Annotated in this window: 2 protein-coding genes; both read left to right on the top strand. The window is 76.4% G+C overall.

Annotation, left to right across the window (positions count from 1 at the left end; all coding sequences use genetic code 11):
- The first annotated feature begins 56 nt into the window (after window positions 1-56).
- A complete protein-coding gene (locus ACFVVX_RS31980; RefSeq protein ID WP_387950760.1) occupies window positions 57-12533 on the top strand; it encodes an amino acid adenylation domain-containing protein in 12477 nt (4158 codons plus the stop codon).
- Complete coding sequence (locus ACFVVX_RS31975; protein WP_387950759.1) at window positions 12530-22267, top strand: amino acid adenylation domain-containing protein; 9738 nt, start codon at window positions 12530-12532, stop codon at window positions 22265-22267. Before ACFVVX_RS31980 ends, ACFVVX_RS31975 begins: the two co-directional genes overlap by 4 nt.
- Window positions 22268-22272: the final 5 nt, after the last annotated feature.

Raw genomic sequence — 22272 nt, 5'->3', positions numbered from 1 at the left:
CGAGCGCCCCGGGCTGGCACGGTCGGCGGGGCCGCGAACCCGGGAAGGGCCGACCCATGGCTGGCACGACGACGAAGCACGCCGAGCAGGACGCTCCGCAGGAGCCGACGGCAGCCCAGGCGGGCATCCTCGCCGCGCAACGGATCGACCCCGACAACCCGGCCTACAACGTCGGCCAGTACGTGCGCATCGCCGGCGACCTCGACGAGGGCCTGCTGGAGGCCGCGCTGCGCCGCACCCTCGCCGAGGCCGACGGCCTGCACGTCCGGCTCGCCGGGCAGGACGACCGCACGGTCCTGCTCCCCGGCGCGTTCGACGCCGGGGCCTGGAGGCTGCACCGGCTCGACACCAGCGGCGCCACCGACCCGGTCGCCGCGGCCGCCGCCCTCGTCCACGAGCAGCTGGCCGTCCCGACCGTGCTGGAGGGCCCGGACGCGGGCCCGCTCACCGGCTCGCTGCTGGTGCGCGTCGGCCCCGCCGACCACCTGTGGTTCCAGTGGTTCCACCACCTGGTCGTCGACGGCTACAGCGTCGCCCTGTTCAGCCGCCGGGTCGCCGAGGTCTACACCGCGCTCGCCACCGGGGCGGACGTCCCCGACAGCCCGTTCCGCCCCGCCGCGCTGCTCGCCGAGGCCGAGCGCGACTACCTCGCCTCCGAGCGGGCCGAGGCCGACCGCGCCTACTGGCGCGAGCGCTTCGCCGACCGCCCGACCGTCGTCAGCCTCACCGAGCAGGCCGCCGCGGCCTCCCCGGCCGGCCTGCGCCACCGCGTCGAGCTGGCGACCGGCCCGACCACCGAGGTGCTCGCCGCCGCCCGCGCCGTCAAGGCCACCTGGGCCGAGGCCGTGAACGCCGCCTTCGCCGCCTACCTGCACCGGATGACCGGCACCGCGGACGCCGTCCTCGGCATGCACTTCATGGCCCGCACCGCCCCCGGCACCCTGCGGGTCCCCGGCATGGCCGTCAACATCCTCCCCGTACGGCTCCCCGTCGGCGGCGAGGACACCTTCGCCGACCTGATGCGCCGCTCCGCGCAGGAGCTCAAGGCCGTCCGCCGCCACCAGCTCCACCGCGGCGAGGAGATCCGCCGCGACCTCGGACTGGTCGGCGGCGACGACCGCTTCCACGGGCCGATGCTGAACATCAAGCCCTTCGACCTCGACCTCGACTTCGCGGGCAGCCCCGGCACCACCGTGAACCTCGCCTCCGGACCGGTCGAGGACTTCTCGCTGTCCGTCCTCAAGACCCCCGACGACCGCCTGGTGCTGGAGTTCGACGCCAACCCCGCGCTCTACGGCGCCGGTGAACTCGCCCGCCACGCCGACCGGTTCGCCGGCCTGCTGACCCGTCTCGCCGCCGCCCCCGAGCAGCCGCTGGCCGGCCTGCCGCTGCTCGCCGACGCCGAGCGCGCGGACATCCTGCACGGCTGGAACGACACCGCCCGCGAGGTCCGCGAGGGCACCCTGGTCAGCCGGATCGCCGAGCGCGCCGCCGCCACCCCCGACGCGACCGCCGTCGTCGCCGAGGGCCGCACCCTGACCTACGCCGAGCTCGACGCCCGCGCCACCGGCCTGGCCCTGGCCCTGCGCGCCGCCGGCGCCGGCCCGGACCGGGTGGTCGGCGTCGCCGTGCCCCGCTCCGCCGAGCTGATGGTCGCCCTGCTCGGCGTCCTGAAGTCCGGCGCCGCGTACCTGCCGCTGGACGCCGACTACCCGGCCGAGCGGCTCGCCCACATGGTCGAGGACGCGGCCCCGGTGCGCGTGGTCACCGTCCGCGCGCTGCTGGAGCGGCTGCCCGAGGCCGCCCGCGCCACCGCCCTGCTGGTCGACGAGGCCCCGGCCCCGGTCGACGCCCCGGAGGCCGCCCCGGAGGCGCAGGGCACGCCCGAGCTCCCCGGCCCCGACCACGCCGCCTACCTGATCTACACCTCCGGCTCCACCGGCCGCCCCAAGGGCGTCGTGGTCACCCACCGCGCCATCGTCAACCGGCTCGCCTGGATGCAGCACGCCTACCGGCTCGGCGCCGACGACCGCGTCCTGCAGAAGACCCCGGCCAGCTTCGACGTGTCCGTCTGGGAGTTCTTCTGGGCGCTCTGCGAGGGCGCCACCGTCGTCCTCGCCCGCCCCGAGGGCCACAAGGACCCCGCCTACCTCGCCGCGCTGATCGCCGAACAGCACGTCACCACCCTGCACTTCGTCCCCTCCATGCTGCGCGCCTTCCTGGAGGAGCCGTCGGTCGCCGAGCGCTGCGCCGGCCTGCGCCGCGCCTTCTGCTCCGGCGAGGCGCTGCCCGGCGACGTCGTCGACCGCTGGTACGCCACCCTCCCCGGGGTGCCGCTGCACAACCTGTACGGCCCCACCGAGGCCGCCGTCGACGTCACCCACCACCACACCGCGCCCGCCGCCGGCGTCGTCCCGATCGGCCGCCCGGTCTGGAACACCCGCCTGTACGTGCTGGACGCCGCCCTGCGCCCCGCCCCGGTCGGCGTGCCCGGCGAGCTGTACCTGGCCGGCGTCCAGCTGGCCCGCGGCTACCTCGGCCGCCCCGGCCTGACCGCCGAGCGCTTCGTCGCCGACCCGCACGGCGGCCCGGGCGAGCGCATGTACCGCACCGGCGACCTGGTCCGCTGGGCCCCCGACGGCACCGTGGAGTACCTCGGCCGCACCGACGACCAGGTCAAGGTCCGCGGCTTCCGGATCGAGCTCGGCGAGATCGAGGCCGCCCTGGAGGCCCTGCCCGGCGTCGTCCAGGCCGCCGTGACGGCCCGTGAGCTGACCCCCGGCGGCGCCCGCCGGCTGGTCGGCTACCTGGTGCCCGCCCCCGCCGACCCCGAGGCGCTGCGCTCCGAGCTCGCCCGCACCCTGCCCGAGCACATGGTCCCGGCCGTCCTGGTCGGCCTCGACACCCTGCCGCTGAGCCTCAACGGCAAGCTCGACCGCAAGGCCCTGCCCGCGCCCGCCGCCGGCCGCGGCGAGGGCGGCGGCGCCCCGCGCACCGACGCCGAGCGCATCCTCGCCTCGCTGGTCGCCGAGGTCCTCGGCCTGCCCGGCGAACAGGTCGGCGTCGACGACAACTTCTTCTCCCTCGGCGGGGACAGCATCTCCGCCATCCAGCTCGGCAGCCGGGCCCGCCGGGCCGGCTTCCAGATCACCCCGCGGGTGGTGTTCGAACGCCGCACCGTCGCCCGCATCGCCGCCGTCGCCGAGGACACCCGCGCGGTCGGCGGCCCGGCCCCGCACGCCGTCGACGCCACCGGCCCGCTGCCCACCACCCCGATCAGCGAGTGGCTGCGCGAGCGCCGCGGCCCGGTCGCCCGGTTCGGCCAGCACACCGTCGTCACCGTCCCGGCCGGCCTCGACCGGCAGCGCCTGGCCGCCGCCCTGGACACCCTGACCGACCACCACGACGCGCTGCGGCTGTGCCTGAACGTCGCCGAGGACGGCCGCTGGACCCAGGAGGTCCGGCCCGCCGGCAGCGCCCCCGCCGCCGACCGGCTGCGCCACATCACCGTCACCGCCGAGGAGCTGGCCACCGCCGCCGCCCTGGAGCGCGAGGCCGCCGCCGACCGCCTCGACCCCGAACTGGGCGTCGTCCTCCAGGCCGTCCACCTCGACGCCGGCGACCACACCCCCGGCCTGCTCGTCCTCGCCGTCCACCACCTCGCCGTCGACGGCGTCTCCTGGCGGATCCTGCTGCCCGACCTGCGCGCCGCCTACGAGGGCCGGGCCCTGGAGCCCGTCACCACCCCGCTGCGCGCCTGGGCCCGCGGCCTCGCCGAGGCCGCCGCCGCCGACCGGATCCGCGCCGAACTGCCCCTGTGGCAGGCCGTGCTGGCCGAGGGCGGCGGACCGCTGCTGGGCGAGCGGGCACTGGACGCCGGCCGCGACACCGCCGCCGCCACCCGCCGCCTGCGGCTCACCCTGTCCGCCGAGCGCACCGCGCCGCTGCTCGGCGCCGTCCCCGCCACCCACCGGGCCGGCGTCGACCACGTCCTGCTCACCGGCCTGACCCTCGCCCTGCTGGCCCGCCGCCGCGCCCGCCTGGGCGCCGACGCCCGCCCCGACCTGCTGCTGCGCCTGGAGGGCCACGGCCGCGAGGACCAGCTCGTCCCCGGCGCCGACACCGCCCGCACGGTCGGCTGGCTCACCAGCGAGTTCCCCGCCCGGCTCGACCTCACCGGCGTCGACCCCGAGGCCGCGCTGGCCGGCGGGCCCGCGGCCGGCCGCGCCCTCGCGCTGGTCAAGGAGCAGCTGCGCGCCCTGCCCAACGCGGGCGCCGGCTACGGCCTGCTGCGCCGGCTCGACGAGCCGTCCGCCGCCGCCCTCGCCGACCTGCCCGAGCCCCAGCTGCTCTTCAACTACCTGGGCCGCTTCGGCGCCACCGGCGGGGACTGGGCGGTCGCCCCGGAGGCCGGGGACGCCATCACCGCCTCCACCGACCCCGGCCTGCCCTGCGTCCACGCACTGGAGATCGGCGCCTTCGTCCACGACGGCCCCGCCGGCCCCGAGCTGACCGTCCAGCTCTCCTGGCCGCAGGGCGTGTTCGGCGACGACGCCGTCCGGGAGATCGCCGACGGCTGGTTCGCCCACCTCGACGCGCTCACCCGCTACGCCGAACGCCCCGACGCGGGCGGCCTGACCCCCTCCGACGTGCCGCTCGCCCCCGTCACCCAGGCCGTCCTGGACCGCCTGGCCGAGGAGCACCCGGACACCGAGGACGTCCTGCCGCTCTCCCCGCTCCAGGAGGGCCTGCTCTTCCACACCCTGCTCCAGGACGAGCAGGGCGCCGACGAGCTCTACACCTCGCTCACCTCGCTCGACCTGCGCGGCCCGCTCGACCGCGCCGCCCTGGTCCGGTCCGTCGACGCGGTCGTCAACCGGCACACCGCCCTGCGCGCCGGCTTCCTCGGCGACGGCCTGCCGGAGCCGCTCCAGCTGGTCGCCGGCCACGTCCGGGTGCCGTGGACCGAGCACGACCTCACCGCACTGCCCGCCGACCGGCAGCACGCCGAGACCGCCCGGATCGAGGACGCCGAGGCCTCCCGCCGCTTCGACCTGGCCCGCCCGCCGCTGGTGCGTTGCGCCCTGGTCGCCCTCGGCCCCGACCACCACCGGCTCGTCCTGACCCGCCACCACATCGTCATGGACGGCTGGTCCACGCCCGTCCTGCTGCGGGAACTGATCACCGTGTACGGTGCCGCCGGCGACACCGACGCGCTGCCCGCCACCGCCCCCTACGCCGACCACCTCGGCTGGCTGGCCGCCCGCGACACCGCCGCCGACGCCGCCGCCTGGCGGCAGGCCCTGGCCGGCCTCGCCGCGCCGACCCTGCTCGCCGACGCCCTCGGCACCCCCGCCGCCGGACCGGCCGCCGCCGGGCAGGAGATCGAACTGCCGATCCCCGCCGAGCTGTCCGCCGCCCTCACCGCGACCGCCCGCGAGCACGGACTGACCCTCAACACCCTCGTCCAGGGCGCCTGGGCGGTCCTCCTCGGCCGGCTGACCGGCCGCACCGACGTGGTCTTCGGCGCCACCGTCTCCGGCCGCCCCGGCGACCTGCCCGGCGTGGAGTCGATGGTCGGCCTGTTCAGCAACACCGTCCCGGTGCGCTTCGAACCGGACGAGGACGAGCCGGTCGCCCGGATGCTGGTCCGCCTCCAGGCCCAGCAGTCCGCCCTGCTCGACCACCAGTACCTCGGCCTCGCCGACATCCAGGCGCCGGCCGGCCACGGCACCCTGTTCGACACCCTGCTGGTCTTCGAGAACTACCCGGTCGACCCCGACCACCTCACCGCCCGCGGCCTGCGGGTCGCCGGCATCGGCAACCGGGGCGCCACCCACTACCCGCTGACCGTCCTCACCCTCCCCGGCGAGGCCCCGCAGCTGACCGTCGAGTACCGCCCCGACGTGTTCACCGCCGAGCAGGCCGCCGCCGTCGGCGAGCGCCTGCTGCGCCTGCTCACCACCATCGCCACCGCGCCGGACACCGCCGTCGGCGCGCTGGAGATCCTCTCCCCGGCCGAGCGCCGCACCGTGCTGGAGGAGTGGAACGCCACCGCGCGCCCGGTGCCCGAGGGCACCGTCGTCGACGCCTTCGCCGCCCGCGCGGCCGCCATGCCCCAGGAGACCGCCGTCGTCTTCGGCGAGCAGCGGCTCGGCTACGCCGAACTCGCCGCCCGGGTCGACCGCACCGCCCGCCACCTCGCCGCGCTCGGCGCCGGACCGGGCCGGGTCGTCGCGCTGGCCCTGCCGCGCTCGGCCGACCTGGTCGCCGCCCTGCTCGGCGTCCTCGCCTCCGGCGCCGCCTACCTGCCGATCGACCTCGACCACCCGGACGAGCGGATCGCGCTGATGCTGGAGGACGCCGACCCGCTGCTCACCCTCAGCACGGCCGAGGTGGCCGGCCGCCACCCGGTGCTGGCCGCCCACGGCAAGGGCGTCGTCACCCTCGCCGAACTCGGCACGCTGAGCGCCGAACCCGTCCGCCCGCACGCCGACGACCTGGCGTACGTCATCCACACCTCCGGTTCCACCGGCCGCCCCAAGGGCGTCCAGGTCCCGCACCGCGGCCTGGCCAACATGCTGGAGCACCACGGCAACACCGTCTTCGCCCGGGCCGCCGCCCTGGCCGGCGGGCGCCGCCTGCGCGCCGCGCACACCGCCTCGTTCTCCTTCGACTCCTCCTGGGAGCAGCTGCTCTGGCTGATCCGGGGCCACGAGCTGCACGTCTACGGCGAGGACCTGCGCCGCGACCCGCAGGCCCTGGTCCAGCGGCTGCTCGCCGACCGGGTCGACACCCTGGACGTCACCCCGTCCTTCGGCCAGCAGCTCGTCGAGTGGGGCCTGCTGGACTCCGACCGGCACCGCCCGCTGCTCTTCCTGGTCGGCGGCGAGGCCGTCGGCGACGCCCTGTGGACCCGCATCCGGGAGACCGAGGGCGTGCTCGGCCACAACTTCTACGGCCCCACCGAGTACACCGTCGACACCCTCGGCGCCGCCCTGGACGACAGCCCCACCCCGTTCGTCGGCCGCCCGATCGGCAACACCCGGGTCTACGTGCTGGACGCCCGGCTGCGGCCCGTCCCGGCGGGCGTGCCCGGCGAGCTGTACATCGCCGGTCCCGGCCTGGCCCGCGGCTACGGCAACCGGCCCGCGCTCACCGCGAGCCGCTTCACCGCCGACCCGTTCGGCGCCCCCGGCGAGCGGATGTACCGCACCGGCGACCTGGTGCGCCACCGCCCCGACGGCAGCCTCGACTACCTGGGCCGCGACGACGACCAGGTGAAGATCCGCGGCTTCCGCGTCGAGCCCGGCGAGGTCGAGGCCGCCCTCGCCGCCCTGCCCGGCATCGCGCAGGCCGCCGTGCTGGCCCGCACGGCCACCGGGGGCGCCAAGCGGCTGGTGGGCTACGTCGTCGCGGTGCCCGGCGCCGCGGCCGACCCCGCCGCCCTGCGCACCGCGCTCGCCGAGTCGCTGCCCGAGTACATGGTCCCGGCCGCGATCGTGCCGCTGCCCGCGCTGCCGCTGAACGTCAACGGCAAGCTCGACCGGCAGGCCCTGCCGGAGCCCGGCGCCGACGCCTTCGCCGCCCCGGCCGGGCGGGCCCCGCGCACCGAGGGCGAGGCCGTGGTCTGCGGCGTCTACGCCGACGTGCTCGGCCTGCCCGCGGTCGGCATCGACGACGACTTCTTCCTGCTCGGCGGTCACTCGCTGCTCGCCACCCGGGTGATCGGCCGACTGCGCGCCGCCCTCGGCAGCGAGGTCGCCGTCCGGGACCTCTTCGAGACCCGCACCCCCGCGGCCTTCGCCGCCCGCCTCGACGGCGCGGCGGCCGGGCGCACCGCCCCCGCCGCCCGCCCGCGCCCCGAGCGGATCCCGCTGTCCGCCGCCCAGGCCCGGCTCTGGTTCCTCTACCGCCTCCAGGGCCCGAGCACCGCGTACACCATCCCGTGCGCGCTGCGGATCGACGGCGAGCTGGACGCGGACGCGCTGCGCGCCGCCTTCGCCGACGTGCTGGCCCGCCACGAGGCGCTGCGCACGGTCTTCCCCGACCACGACGGCCGGCCCTTCCAGCGCATCCTCGACCCGGAGAGCGCCGGGGTGCCGTTCACCACGGCCGAGGCCTCCGGGCACCGCCTGGACACCGAGGTCGCCGCGGCCGGCGCGCACGCCTTCGACCTGGCCACCGAGATCCCCGTCCGGGCGACCCTGCTGACCGCCGGGCCCACCCGGCACGTGCTCAGCATCGCCCTGCACCACATCGCGGGCGACGAGTGGTCCGAGGGCGTGCTGCTGCGCGACCTCGACCTCGCCTACGCCGCCCGCCGGGCCGGGCAGGCCCCGCGGTTCGCGCCGCTGCCGCTGCAGTACGCCGACCACGCGCTGTGGCAGGGCGAGCTGCTGGCCGCCGAGCACGGACCGGCGGCCGACCAGGGCCGCTACTGGACCGAGCGGCTGGCGGGCCTGCCCGCCGAGCTGGCGCTGCCCACCGACCGGGCCCGGCCGGCCGAGGCCAGCGGCCGCGGCGGCGCCGTCCGGCTGCGGCTGCCCGACGAGCTGCACACCGCCCTGCGCGGCTACGCGCAGCGCACCGGGGCGACCCCGTTCATGGTCACCCAGGCCGCCGCCGCGCTGCTGCTCGGCAAGCTGGCCGGCACCACCGACGTGGTGCTCGGCACGCCCGTCGCGGGCCGCACCGACGAGGTGCTGGAGTCCGTGGTCGGCTTCTTCGTCAACACCCTGGTGCTGCGCCACGACCTGGCCGGCGACCCGGGCTTCGACGAGCTGGTCGCCCGCTCCCGGGAGAGCGTGCTCGGCGCGCTCGCCCACCAGGACCTGCCGTTCGACCGGCTGGTGGAGATCGTCAACCCCGAGCGCTCGCTCGGCCGCCACCCGCTGTTCCAGGTGATGGTCCAGCACCGCCGGGAGGCCGACGGCCTGGACCACCTGCTCGGCGCCGCCACCACCCTGCTGCCCGACCCGGTCCACGCGGCCCGCTTCGACCTCGCCTTCACCTTCGTGGAGGCCGCCGACGGCAGCCGCACCGACCTGACCGTCATCCACGCCGAGGACCTGTTCGACCGTGCCACCGCGCGGCTGTTCGGCGCCCGGCTGATGCGGGTCATGGAACAGGCCTTCGCCGCCCCCGAGCGGCCGGTGAGCCGGATCGAGCCGACCGCCGCCCAGGAGCGCCGCGGCCTCGCCGGGGAGTGGAACGCCACCGCCATCGCGGTCCGCGAGGGCACCCTGGTGGACCGGATCGCCGAGCGCACCGCCGCCACCCCCGACGCCGTCGCGGTCGTCTTCGAGGGCACCGAACTGACCTACCGCGAGCTGGACGGGCGGGCCGCCCGGCTCGCCGGGGCGCTGGCCGCCGCCGGCGCCGGCCCCGACCGGATCGTCGCCGTCGCCGTCCCCCGCTCCGCCGAGCTGATGGTCGCCCTGCTCGCCGTGCTCAAGGCCGGCGCCGCCTACCTGCCGCTGGACACCGAGTACCCCGTCGAGCGCCTCACCGCCATGGTCGAGGACGCCACCCCGGTGTGCGTGCTCACCGTCCCCGGCCTGGAGGCCGCCCTGCCCGCCGTGCCGGGCGTGCCGGTGCTCACCGTCGACGCCCAGGCGCCGGCGCCGGTGGCGCCCGCCGCCCCGGACACCGACCACGCCGCGTACGTCATCTTCACCTCCGGCTCCACCGGCCGCCCCAAGGGCGTCGTGGTCACCCACCGGGCGATCGTCAACCGGCTCGACTGGATGCGCGAGGTCTACGGCATCACCGCGGAGGACCGCATCCTCCAGAAGACCCCGGCCAGCTTCGACGTGTCGGTCTGGGAGTTCTTCCTGCCGCTGGTCAGCGGCGCCCGGGTGGTGCTGGCCCGCCCCGGCGGCCACCGCGAGCCGGAGTACCTGGCCGCCCTGGCCGCGCGCGAGTCCGTCACCGCCTGCCACTTCGTGCCGTCCATGCTCACCGCCTTCACCGGCGCCGCCGAGCAGGACGGGACGGTCCGGCAGGGCTTCGCGGGCGTGTCCCGGGTGTTCTGCTCCGGCGAGGCGCTGCCCGCCGCCGCGGTCGACCGCTTCCTCGCCCTGTGGCCGCAGATCGGGCTGCACAACCTGTACGGGCCCACCGAGGCCGCCGTCGACGTCACCTACCACCGCGCGTGGGCCGGCTCCGGCGTCGTCCCGATCGGCCGCCCGGTCTGGAACACCCGCCTGCACGTCCTCGACGCCCGGCTGCGGCCCGTCCCGGTGGGCGTGCCCGGCGAGCTGTACCTCTCCGGGGTCCAGCTGGCCCGCGGCTACCTCGGCCGCCCCGGCCTGACCGCGAGCCGCTTCGTCGCCGACCCGTTCGCGACCGGGGAGAGGATGTACCGCACCGGGGACCTGGTGCGCCGGCGGATCGACGGCGAGGTCGAGTACCTCGGCCGCACCGACGACCAGGTGAAGGTCCGCGGCTTCCGGATCGAGCTCGGCGAGATCGAGTCCGCCCTCGCCGCCGTCCCCGGCGTCGGCCAGGCCGCCGCCACCGCCCGCGCCCTCACCGAGGGCGGTGCGCGCCAACTGCTCGGCTACGTCGTCCCGCAGGCCGGGGCGAGCGTGGGCGGCGACGCCGTCCGCGCGGCCGTCGCCACCGTGCTGCCCGAGCACATGGTCCCCGTGGCCGTCACCGTCCTGGACGCGCTGCCGCTGAGCGTCAACGGCAAGCTCGACCGCAAGGCCCTGCCGGCCCCCGGCCGGCACGCCGGGCAGAGCGCCCCCGCGGCGGCCGGGCCGTCCCCGGCCGCGGCCCTGGCCCGGGTCTTCGCCGAGGTGCTCGGCCTGGCCGAGGTCGGCGAGGACGAGAACTTCTTCGCCCTCGGCGGGGACAGCATCGTCTCGATCCAGCTGATCAGCCGGGCCCGCAAGGCCGGCTACGACCTCGCCGCCAAGGACGTCTTCCAGTACCCCACCCCGGCCGCCCTGGCCGAGGCCAAGGGCCTGATGACGGCCCGTCCGGCCGGCGGGGCCCCGGCCGCGGCCGCCCCGGCGGCCCCCGCCGACGGCGAACTGCCCGCCCTGCCGGTGGTGCACTGGCTGCGCGAGCGCGGCGGCCCCGTCGACCGCTTCAACCAGTCGGTGCTGGTCACCGTCCCGGCCGGCCTGCGGGAGGAGCCGCTGCGCGCCGCCCTGGCCGCGCTGGCCGCCCACCACCCGGCGCTGCGGCTGCGCCTCGACCGGACCGACGGCCTGTGGACCCAGGAGATCCTGCCCGCCGCCCAGGCGCCCGCCACCACCGAGCCGGACACCCTGCGCCGGGTCGACGCCCGCGCCGGCGACCTCGCCGCGCTGCTGACCCGGGAGGCCGACGCGAGCGCCGCCGCGCTCGACCCCGCCGCCGGCCGGGTACTGCGCGCCGTCTGGTTCGACGCGGGCGACGCCCGGGACGGCCGGCTGCTGCTGACCGTCCACCACCTGGCCGTGGACGGCGTCTCCTGGCGCACCCTGCTGCCCGGACTCGCCGCCGCCTACCAGGCCCTCGCCGCCGGCGGGCGGCCCGCCCTCGAACCCGAGGCCTACGGGCTGCGCGCCTGGTCCGAGCACCTGCTGACGCACGCCCAGGAACGCGCCCGGGTCGCCGAGGCCGCCCACTGGCGCACCGCGCTCGCCGGGCCGGCCGGGCCGCTCGCCGCGCTCGGCGCCGACCCCGACCGCGACACCGTCGCCACCGTGCGCACCCTGCGCCGCACGCTGCCCGCCGACCGCACCGCCCCGCTGCTCACCGACGTGCCCAAGGCCTTCGGCGCCGGGATCGACGACGTCCTGCTCGCCGCCCTGGCGCTCGGCGTGGCCACCGCCCGCCCGGACGCCGCCCCGGCCCTCCAGGTCGACCTGGAGGGGCACGGCCGCGGCGGCCACGACGGGCTCACCCCCGACCTGGCCGGCACCGTCGGCTGGTTCACCACCGTCCACCCCGTCCGGCTGGACCTCGCCGGCATCGACCCCGCCGCCGCCCTCACCGGCGGCCCGGCCGCCGGCCAGGTGCTCAAGCAGGTCAAGGAGCAGCTGCGGGCCGCCCCCGACAAGGGCCTCGGCTTCGGCCTGCTGCGCCACCTCAACCCGCAGACCGCGGCCGTGCTGGCCGCCGCGCCGCGCTCGCAGCTGCTGTTCAACTACCGGGGACGCGCCGACGGCGCCGCCGCACCGCTGGGCGGCTGGCCGCTCGCCCCGCAGCCCGAGCGGGACGCCGTCGCGGCCGGCGCCGGCCCCGACCCGCGGATGGCCGCCGGCTACCCGCTGGAGATCGACGCGGTGGTCCGCGCCGGCGCCGACGGAAGGCCCGAGCTGGCCGTCGAGTGGAGCTGGCCGCAGGCCCTGCTCACGGAGACCGAGGTCGCCGCGCTCGCCGACGCCTGGTTCGCCGCCCTGGACGCCCTCGCCCGGCACACCGCCGGCGGCGCGGCCGGCGGGGTCACCCCCTCCGACCTCAGCCTCGTCTCGCTCAAGCAGGCCCAGATCGACCGGCTGGAGTCCCGGCTGCGCGGACGGCGGCGCCGATGAGCACCGAGCCCGCCCGCCCGGACCACACCGACCACCACGTCCCGACCACCCCCAGGACCGAGAAGACCGTGATGAACGACTCCACCGCACCGATCGACGACCCCCAGGCCGAGGGCGCGGCCGCATCGGACCTGGAGGACGTCTACCCGCTGTCCTCGCTCCAGGAGGGCCTGCTCTTCCACGCCCTGTACGACGACGAGGCCCGTGACGTCTACGTGGTCCAGTCCCACCTGGACCTGGCGGGCCCGCTCGCCACGCCCCGCCTCGCCGCCGCCCTGGACGCCCTGCTCACCCGCCACGCCAACCTGCGGGCCGGCTTCTGGTACGAGGACCCGGAGGCCGTCGTCCAGTTCGTCCAGCGCACCGTGGACACCCCGCTGCGCGAGGTCGACCTGACCGCGCTCGACGGCGGGGCCCGGGACGCCGCCGTCCTCGCCGCCATGGACGAGGACTGGCACCGACGCTTCGACCTGGACACCCCGCCGCTGCTGCGCCTCGCCCTGCTGCGCCTCGGCGAGGACCGCTCGCGGCTCGTGCTGACCTGCCACCACCTGCTGCTCGACGGCTGGTCCATGCCGATCGTCTTCCGCGAGCTGCTGGCCCTGTACGGCTCCGCCGGCGACCCGTCGGTGCTCCCGGCCGTCCGCCCCTACAGGGACCACCTCGCGCTGCTGGCCACCCGGGACACCGACGCCGCCGAGGCCGCCTGGAGCACCGCGCTGGCCGGCTTCGAGCAGGCCCACCCGGTGGCGCCCGGCGCCGCCGCGGCCACCGCCGTGGAGCCGGGCCTGGTCACCCGCCACGCCGACGCCGAGCTGTCCGGGCGGATCGCCGCCGCGGCCCGCGGCCGCGGCCTGACCCTCGGCAACGTCGCCCACACCCTGTGGGGCGTCCTGGTCGGCTCCCTCACCGGCACCACCGACGTCGTCTTCGGCACCACCGTCTCCGGCCGCCCCGACGACCTGCCGGGCGCCGAGTCCATGGTCGGCCTGTTCATCAACACCGTGCCGGTCCGCGTCCGGCTCGACCCCGGCGCCACGCTGGCCGGCGCCGCCGCACAGGTGCAGCGCGAGCAGGCCGAGCTGCTGGCCCACCAGCACCTGGGCCTGGGCGCGATCCAGCGCCGCAGCGCGGTCGACGGCGACCTCTTCGACACCCTGCTCGTGGTGGAGAACTACCAGGGCGGCGGCGACGCGCTGCGCGAGAACCTGGGCGGGACGGACGGCCTCGCCATCACCGGCCTCGGGGCCCGCGACGCCACGCACTACCCGCTCGGCGTCACCGTGCTGCCCGGCGCCGAGCTGCGCGTCGAACTGGAGTACCGGCCGGACCTCTTCGAGCCGGCCCGGGCCGAGCGCCTCACCGACCGCTTCCTGGCGCTGCTGACCGCCTTCGCCGACGACCCCGACCTCCCGCTGGCCCGGCTCGGCCTGCTGGACGACGTCGAGCGCGCCGCCCTCGACGCCACCGTGGCCGGCCGCCCGGCCGACGCGGCCGCCACCCCGGCCGCCGAGCTGCTCACCGCCCTCGCCGGGCGCACCCCCGACACCGTCGCCCTGGTGGGCCCGGCCCTGTCGGGCGCCGCCACCGCCACCGCCGCCGCCACCCTCACCCTCACCTTCGCCGAACTGGCCGAGCGCGCCGACCGGCTGGCCCGGCTGCTGCTCGGCCGCGGCCTCGGCGCCGAGCGGGTCGCCGCACTCGCCCTGCCGCGCTCCGCCGACTCCGTCGTCGCCATCCTGGCCGTGCTCCGGGCCGGCGGCGCCTACCTGCCGCTCGACCTGGACCACCCCGACGAGCGCCTCGCCATGCTCCTCGACGACGTGCGCCCGGCCGTCGTCCTGACGACCCGCGAGGTGGCCGACCGGCTGCCCGCCACGCCCGGCACCGCCACCCTGCTGCTGGACGACCCGGCCGTCGCCGCCGCCCTGGCCGCGCTGCCCGGCGGCCCGCTCGGCGACGACGAGCGCGGCGGCCCCGTCGACCCCGCCCAGGCCGCCTACGTCATCCACACCTCCGGCTCCACCGGCCGCCCCAAGGGCGTCGTCGTCCCGCACGCCGCGCTCGCCAACCTCGCCCACGACCACCTCACCGGCGCCTTCGCCGAGGCGGCCGACGGCAGGCGGCTGCGCGCCCTGAGCGTCGCCTCCTTCTCCTTCGACTCCTCCTGGGACCAGCTGCTCTGGCTGCTCGGCGGCCACGAGCTGCACGTCCTCGGCGACGCCGAGCGCCGCGACCCGGAGACCGTGGTCGGCTACGCCCGCGAGCAGCGGATCGACGTCCTCGACCTGACGCCCACCCACGCCCAGCAGCTGCTGGACTGCGGCCTGCTCGACGGCGGCCACCGCCCCTCCGTGCTCCTGCTCGGCGGCGAGGCCCTGCCGCAGCCGCTGTGGAGCCGGCTGCGCGCCGAGCCCGGCCTGCGCGCCCTCAACTACTACGGCCCGACCGAGTTCACCGTCGACGCGCTGCTCGCCGACCTCGCCGACGGCGAGACCCCGAGCGTCGGGCGCCCGCTGACCGGCGGCCGCGCCTACGTCCTCGACGCGCTGCTGCGCCACGTCCCGGCCGGCTCGCCCGGCGAGCTGTACCTGGCCGGCGTCCAGCTGGCCCGCGGCTACCTGGACCGCCCCGGCCTGACCGCCGAGCGCTTCGTCGCCGACCCGTACGGCGCGGCCGGCACCCGGATGTACCGCACCGGGGACCTGGTGCGCCGCCGCCCCGACGGCACCATCGACTACCTGGGCCGGGTCGACGACCAGATCAAGATCCGCGGCTACCGGATCGAGCTCGGCGAGATCGAGGCCGTGCTCGCCGAGCAGCCCGGGGTGGCCCACAGCGCGGTGCTGGTGCGCTCCGGCGCGGTCGACCGCGTGGTCGCCTACGTCGTCCCCGCCGCCGGCGCCGCCCTGGACACCGCCGCCCTGCACCAGGCCGTCGCCGCCCGGCTGCCCGCGTACATGGTCCCCTCGGCGTTCGCCGTCCTGGACGCGCTGCCGCTGACCGTCAACGGCAAGCTCGACCGCGCCGCCCTGCCCGACGACGCCCTCGACTACACCGGGGTGTCCGCCGGCCGGGCCGCCGAGACCGAGACCGAGCAGCTGCTCTGCGAGCTGTACGCCGAGGTCCTGGGCCTGCCCCGGGCCGGCGCCGAGGACGACTTCTTCCGCCTCGGCGGCGACAGCATCTCCTCCATCCGCCTGATCGGCGCCGCCCGCGCCGAGGGCCTCTCGCTCAGCCCGCGCGACGTCTTCGAGGGCCGCACCCCGGCCGCGCTGGCCGCCCTGGCCGACGCGCGCGGCGCCGCCGCCCAGGCCCCCGAGCTGCCCGAACTGCCCGCCGCCACCGAGGCCGAGCTGGCCGCCGTCCGGGCCGCCGCGCCCAAGCTGGAGATCGAGGAGCTCTGGCCGGTCTCCCCGCTCCAGGAGGGCCTGCTCTTCGAGGCCGGCTACGACGACCAGGCGCTGGACGTCTACACCTCCCGCGACCTCGTCACGCTGACCCGCCGGGTGCCGCTGGAGGTGCTGCGCGCCGCGGTCGCCGCCGTGCTGGAGCGCCACCCCAACCTGCGGGCCGGGTTCCTCCAGGACGGCCCCGAGCGCCCGGTGCAGTTCGTGCCGCGCGCCGTCGACGTGCCGCTCACCGAGACCGACCTGTCCGCGCTCGGCCTGGCCGAGTTCGAGACCGAGCTGCGCCGGCTGACCGAGCGCGAGGCCGCCACCCGCTTCGACCTGGCCGCCCCGCCGCTGCTGCGCCTGGTGTCGGTGCTCGCCCCGGACGGCGGGCAGCGGATCCTGATCACCAACCACGCCCTGCTGTGGGACGGCTGGTCGGCCGGGCTGTTCCTGCAGGAGCTGCTGACCGGCTGCGCCGGCCAGGACGCCCCCGAACTCGGCCTGCCCTACCGGGACTTCCTGCGCTGGCTGGCGGCCCAGGACGCCGATCAGGGCCGCACCGCCTGGCGCGAGGCGCTGGCCGGCCTGGCCGAGCCGACCCTGCTGGCGCCGCAGGCCCGCGAGCGGGCCGCGCTGCTGCCGCAGGAGGTCACCGCGGAGATCTCCGCCGGGCTGACCGCCCGGATCGCCGCCTTCGCCCGCGAGCGCGGCCTGACCCTCAACACCGTGCTCTCCGGCGCCTGGGGCCTGCTGCTGTCCGGGCTGACGGCCCGCGAGGACGTGGTGTTCGGCGCGACCGTCTCCGGGCGCCCGGCCGAGCTGGCCGGGATCGACGCCACCATCGGCATGTTCCTCAACACCGTGCCGGTCCGGGCGAGGCTGGACGGCGCCGAGAGCGTCACCGCCTTCCTCACCCGCCTCCAGGAGGAGCAGACCGCCCTGCTGGCGCACCACCAGATCGGGCTCGGCGAGATCCAGCGCGGCACCGGCTTCGGCCGGCTCTTCGACACCCTCCAGGTGCTCCGCAACACGCCCGCCGACCAGGGCGTCCGCGACCGCATCCGGGAGAGCCTCGGCGTCCAGGACGTGGTCGACGTCGACGCCACGCACTTCCCGCTGATCTTCATCACCAACCCGGGCGAGGCGCTCTCCTTCGAGTGGAAGTTCCGCCCGGACGTCTTCGAGCGCGCCACCGTCGAGGCGCACGCCGAGCGCCTGGTCGCCCTGCTCGGGCAGCTCGTCGACCACCCCGACCGCCCGGTGCGCGCGCTGGACGTGTTGACGTCGGGTGAGCGGGGGTTGCTGGGGGAGTGGGCGGCGACGGGTCGGGAGCTGCCGGCGGCGTCGGTGGCGGATCTGTTGGCGGAGCGTGCGGTGTCGGTGCCGGACGAGGTGGCGCTGGTGTTCGGTGCGTCCTCGTGGACGTATGCGGAGCTGGATGCGCGGGTGAACCGGTTGGCGCGGTTGTTCGTGGCGCGGGGGGCCGGTCCGGAGCGGGTGGTGGCGTTGGGGCTGCCGCGTTCGCTGGAGATGGTGGCTTCGCTGTTCGCGGTGCTGCGGGCCGGAGCGGCGTACCTGCCGCTGGAGCTGGACTACCCGGTGGAGCGGCTGGCCTTCATGGTCGAGGACACCGCCCCGGCCTGCCTGATCACCGACTCCACCGCGGCCGCCCTGATGCCGGCCCACGGCAACACCGTGCTGCTCGACGCCGAGGACGTCCGCGCCGAGCTGGCCGGACTCTCCGCCGAGCCGTACCGGGCCCCCTACGACCCGGAGGCCGCCGCGTACGTCATCTTCACCTCGGGTTCGACCGGGCGTCCGAAGGGCGTGGTGACGCCGTACCGCGGCCTGACGAACATGCAGCTGAACCACCGGCAGGAGATCTTCGACCCGGTGGTGGCCTCGGCCGGCGGGCGCCGGCTGCGGATCGCCCACACGGTGTCCTTCTCCTTCGACATGTCGTGGGAGGAGCTGCTCTGGCTGGTCGAGGGCCACGAGGTGCACGTCCTGGACGAGGCACTGCGCCGCGACACCCAGCGGCTGGCCGACTACTGCGACGAGCACGCGGTGGACGTCATCAACGTGACACCCTCCTACGCGCAGGCCCTGGTGGAGTGCGGTCTGCTGGACGAGGGGCGGCACCGTCCGGTGCTGGTGCTGCTGGGGGGTGAGGCCGTGGCGGAGACGCTGTGGTCGAAGCTGCGGGACACCCCCGGGGTGATGGGCTACAACCTGTACGGGCCGACCGAGTACACGATCAACACCCTCGGCGGCGGGACGCTGGACTCGGCGACGGCCACGGTGGGCCGGCCGATCTGGAACACCGTCGCGCACGTCCTGGACGGCCACCTGCGGCCGGTGCCGGTGGGTGTGCCGGGTGAGCTGTACGTCTCCGGTGTGGGTCTGGCGCGCGGGTACCTCAACCGTGCGGGTCTGACGGCGGAGCGGTTCGTCGCGGATCCGTTCGGCGAGCCGGGTGCGCGGATGTACCGCACGGGCGACGTGGTGCGCTGGCGGGCCGACGGGCTGCTGGACTTCCTCGGCCGGGCCGACGACCAGGTGAAGATCCGCGGCTACCGGGTCGAGCCCGGCGAGATCGAGGACGCGCTCACCGAGCACGCCGCCGTCGCCCAGGCCGCCGTGGTGGTCCGGGAGGACACCCCCGGCGTCAAGCGCCTGGCCGCCTACCTCGTCCCCGCCGGCCCCGGCGTCGACGTCGCCGAGGTGCGCAACGCCCTCGCCCAGCGCCTGCCCGAGTACATGGTCCCCTCGGCGTTCGTCGTCCTCGACGCCCTGCCGCTGACCGTCAACGGCAAGCTCGACCGGGCCGCGCTGCCCGCCCCCGACACCGCCGCCACCGGCCGCGCCCCGCGCGACGCCCGCGAGGAGATCCTCTGCGGCGCCTTCGGCGAGGTGCTCGGCCTGACCGGGGTCGGCCCCGAGGACCACTTCTTCGACCTCGGCGGCCACTCGCTGCTCGCCACCCGCCTGGTCTCCCGGATCCGCACCCTGCTGGGCGGCCGGCTGACCGTCCGCGACCTCTTCGAGGCGCCCACCCCGGCCGGCCTGGCCCACCGGGCCGGCGGCGACGGCGAGCAGCGCCCGGCCCTCGGCCGCCGCGAGCGGCCGCAGGACCTGCCGCTCTCGCACGCCCAGCGCCGGATGTGGTTCCTGCAGAACCTCGACGACTCCGGGGCGACCTACAACGTGCCGCTGGTCGTCCGGGTCACCGGCGCACTCGACACCGACGCCCTGCGCGCCGCCGTCCGCGCGGTGACCGACCGCCACGAGAGCCTGCGCACCGTCTTCACCGAGCGCGACGGCTCGGTGTTCCAGCAGGTCCTGGACGCCCCGGCGCTCGCGGACGCCGTCCACGTGGTCCGCTCCGGCGAGCAGACCCTGGACGCCGACGTCGAGGCGGCCGTCCGCCACGGCTTCGACCTCTCGGCCGAGGCGCCGCTGCGCGTCACCCTGCTGGAGATCGGCCCCGGGGACCACGCGCTGGTCCTGCTCTTCCACCACATCGCCGGCGACGAGTGGTCGATGCTGCCCTTCATCGACGACCTGACGGACGCCTACACCGCGTACGCCGCCGGGACCTCCCCGGCCTGGTCGCCGCTGCCGGTCCAGTACGCCGACTACACGCTGTGGCAGCAGGAGCTGCTCGGCTCCGCCGACGACCCGCAGAGCCTGCACGCCCGTCAGGCCGCCTACTGGCGGGAGGCGCTGGCCGGCCTGCCCGAGGAGCTGCCGCTGCCGACCGACCACCCGCGCCGCCCGCTCGCCGGGTACCGCGGCGACACCGTGCACGCCCAGGTGCCGCCCGCCGTCTACCGCGGCCTGCGGGACGCCGCCCGGGCCACCGGCACCACCACCTTCATGGTGCTCCAGGCCGCCGTGGCGACCCTGCTGCACCGCCTCGGCGCCGGTACCGACATCCCCCTCGGCGCGCCGGTGGCCGGCCGCTCCGACGCCGGACTGGACGCCCTGGTCGGCTTCTTCGTCAACACCCTGGTGCTGCGCAACGACCTCTCCGGCGACCCGACCTTCGCGGACCTGCTGACCCGCACCCGGGACACCGACCTGGCCGCCTTCGCCCACCAGGACCTGCCCTTCGACCGGCTGGTCGAGGCGGTCAACCCGCCCCGGGTGCCCGGCCGCCACCCGCTGTTCCAGGTGATGCTCGGCTACCAGCACAACGACGGCCAGGGCGGGCGGCTGCTCGGCCTGGAGAGCCGCATCCTGCCGTTCGAGCTGGGCGCCGCGAAGTTCGAACTCGACTTCAACTTCGAGGAGACCTCCTCCGCGGAGGAGATCGACATCGCCTTCGAGTACGCCGTCGACCTCTACGAGCGCGGCACCGCCGAGGCCCTGGTCGAGCGGCTGCTCGCCGTCCTGGAGCAGGTCGCCGCCGACCCGCACCGCCGCATCGGCACCCTCGACGTGTTGACGTCGGGTGAGCGGGGGTTGCTGGGGGAGTGGGCGGCGACGGGTCGGGAGCTGCCGGCGGCGTCGGTGGCGGATCTGTTGGCGGAGCGTGCGGTGTCGGTGCCGGACGAGGTGGCGCTGGTGTTCGGTGCGTCCGCGTGGACGTATGCGGAGCTGGATGCGCGGGTGAACCGGTTGGCGCGGTTGTTCGTGGCGCGGGGGGCCGGTCCGGAGCGGGTGGTGGCGTTGGGGCTGCCGCGTTCGCTGGAGATGGTGGCTGCGCTGTTCGCGGTGCTGCGGGCCGGTGCGGCGTACCTGCCGCTGGAGCTGGACTACCCGGTGGAGCGGCTGGCCTTCATGGTCGAGGACACCGCCCCGGTCTGCCTGGTGACCAGCTCCGCCGCCGAGGCCCGGATGCCCGCGGCCCCCGGCGTCGAGCGCCTGCTGCTGGACTCCCCGCAGATCGAGGCCGAGCTGGCCGCGCTGCCCGCCACCCCGCTCGGCCTGACCGTGGACATGGACGCGGCCGCGTACGTCATCTTCACCTCGGGTTCGACCGGGCGTCCGAAGGGCGTGGTGACGCCGTACCGCGGTCTGACGAACATGCAGTTGAACCACCGGCAGGAGATCTTCGACCCGGTGGTGGCCTCGGCCGGCGGGCGCCGGCTGCGGATCGCGCACACGGTGTCCTTCTCCTTCGACATGTCGTGGGAGGAGCTGCTCTGGCTGGTCGAGGGCCACGAGGTGCACGTCCTGGACGAGGCGCTGCGCCGCGACGCGGAGGCCCTCGCGGCCTACTGCGCCGAGCACGCCGTGGACGTCATCAACGTCACCCCGTCCTACGCCCAGGCGCTCGTCGACCGGGGTCTGCTGGACGAGGGGCGGCACCGTCCGGTGCTGGTGCTGCTGGGCGGTGAGGCCGTGGCGGAGACGCTGTGGTCGAAGCTGCGGGACACCCCCGGGGTGATGGGCTACAACCTGTACGGGCCGACCGAGTACACGATCAACACCCTCGGTGGCGGGACGCTGGACTCGGCGACGGCCACGGTGGGCCGGCCGATCTGGAACACCGTCGCGCACGTCCTGGACGGCCATCTGCGGCCGGTGCCGGTGGGTGTGCCGGGTGAGCTGTACGTCTCCGGTGTGGGTCTGGCGCGCGGGTACCTCAACCGTGCGGGTCTGACGGCGGAGCGGTTCGTCGCGGATCCGTTCGGCGAGCCGGGTGCGCGGATGTACCGCACGGGCGACGTGGTGCGCTGGCGGGCCGACGGCCTGCTGGACTTCCTCGGCCGGGCCGACGACCAGGTGAAGATCCGCGGCTACCGCGTCGAGCCCGGCGAGATCGAGGACGCCATCGCCGCCCACCGGGACATCGCCCAGGCAGCGGTGGTGGTCCGTGAGGACACCCCCGGCGTCAAGCGCCTGGCTGCCTATCTGGTGCCAGGTGAGGGTACCCTTATCGAGGCCTCCGAGATCCGGCGTATGCTGGCGTCCCGGCTGCCCGAGTACATGGTCCCCTCGGCGTTCGTCGTCCTCGACGCCCTGCCGCTGACCGTGAACGGCAAGCTCGACCGCAAGGCCCTCCCGGAGCCCGGCGCCGAGGACTACACATCGTCGGGATCGCAGCGCGAGCCCCGGTACCCGAGCGAGAAGGCGGTACACACGGCGTTCGCCCGGGTGCTGGGCCTGCCCTCGCTGGGCATCGACGAGAACTTCTTCGACCTCGGCGGCCACTCGCTGCTCGCGATGTCCCTGCTCCAGCGGCTCCGCGCGGAGTTCGAGGGCGACATCTGCCTCGCCGACCTGCTCGCCAGGCCGACCGTCGCCGCCCTCGCCGAATTCCTGGTGGACCGCTTGGTCCACACCTCCCTCGGAGCGGAACCGGGCGACGGCGCCGCCTGCTCCGGCTGACCGTC

Source organism: Kitasatospora sp. NPDC058170, from assembly GCF_042883905.1.
Taxonomy (GTDB): domain Bacteria; phylum Actinomycetota; class Actinomycetes; order Streptomycetales; family Streptomycetaceae; genus Kitasatospora.
Note: the sequence above shows the minus strand (reverse complement) of the source record. Positions and strands in the feature narration are given on the sequence as shown.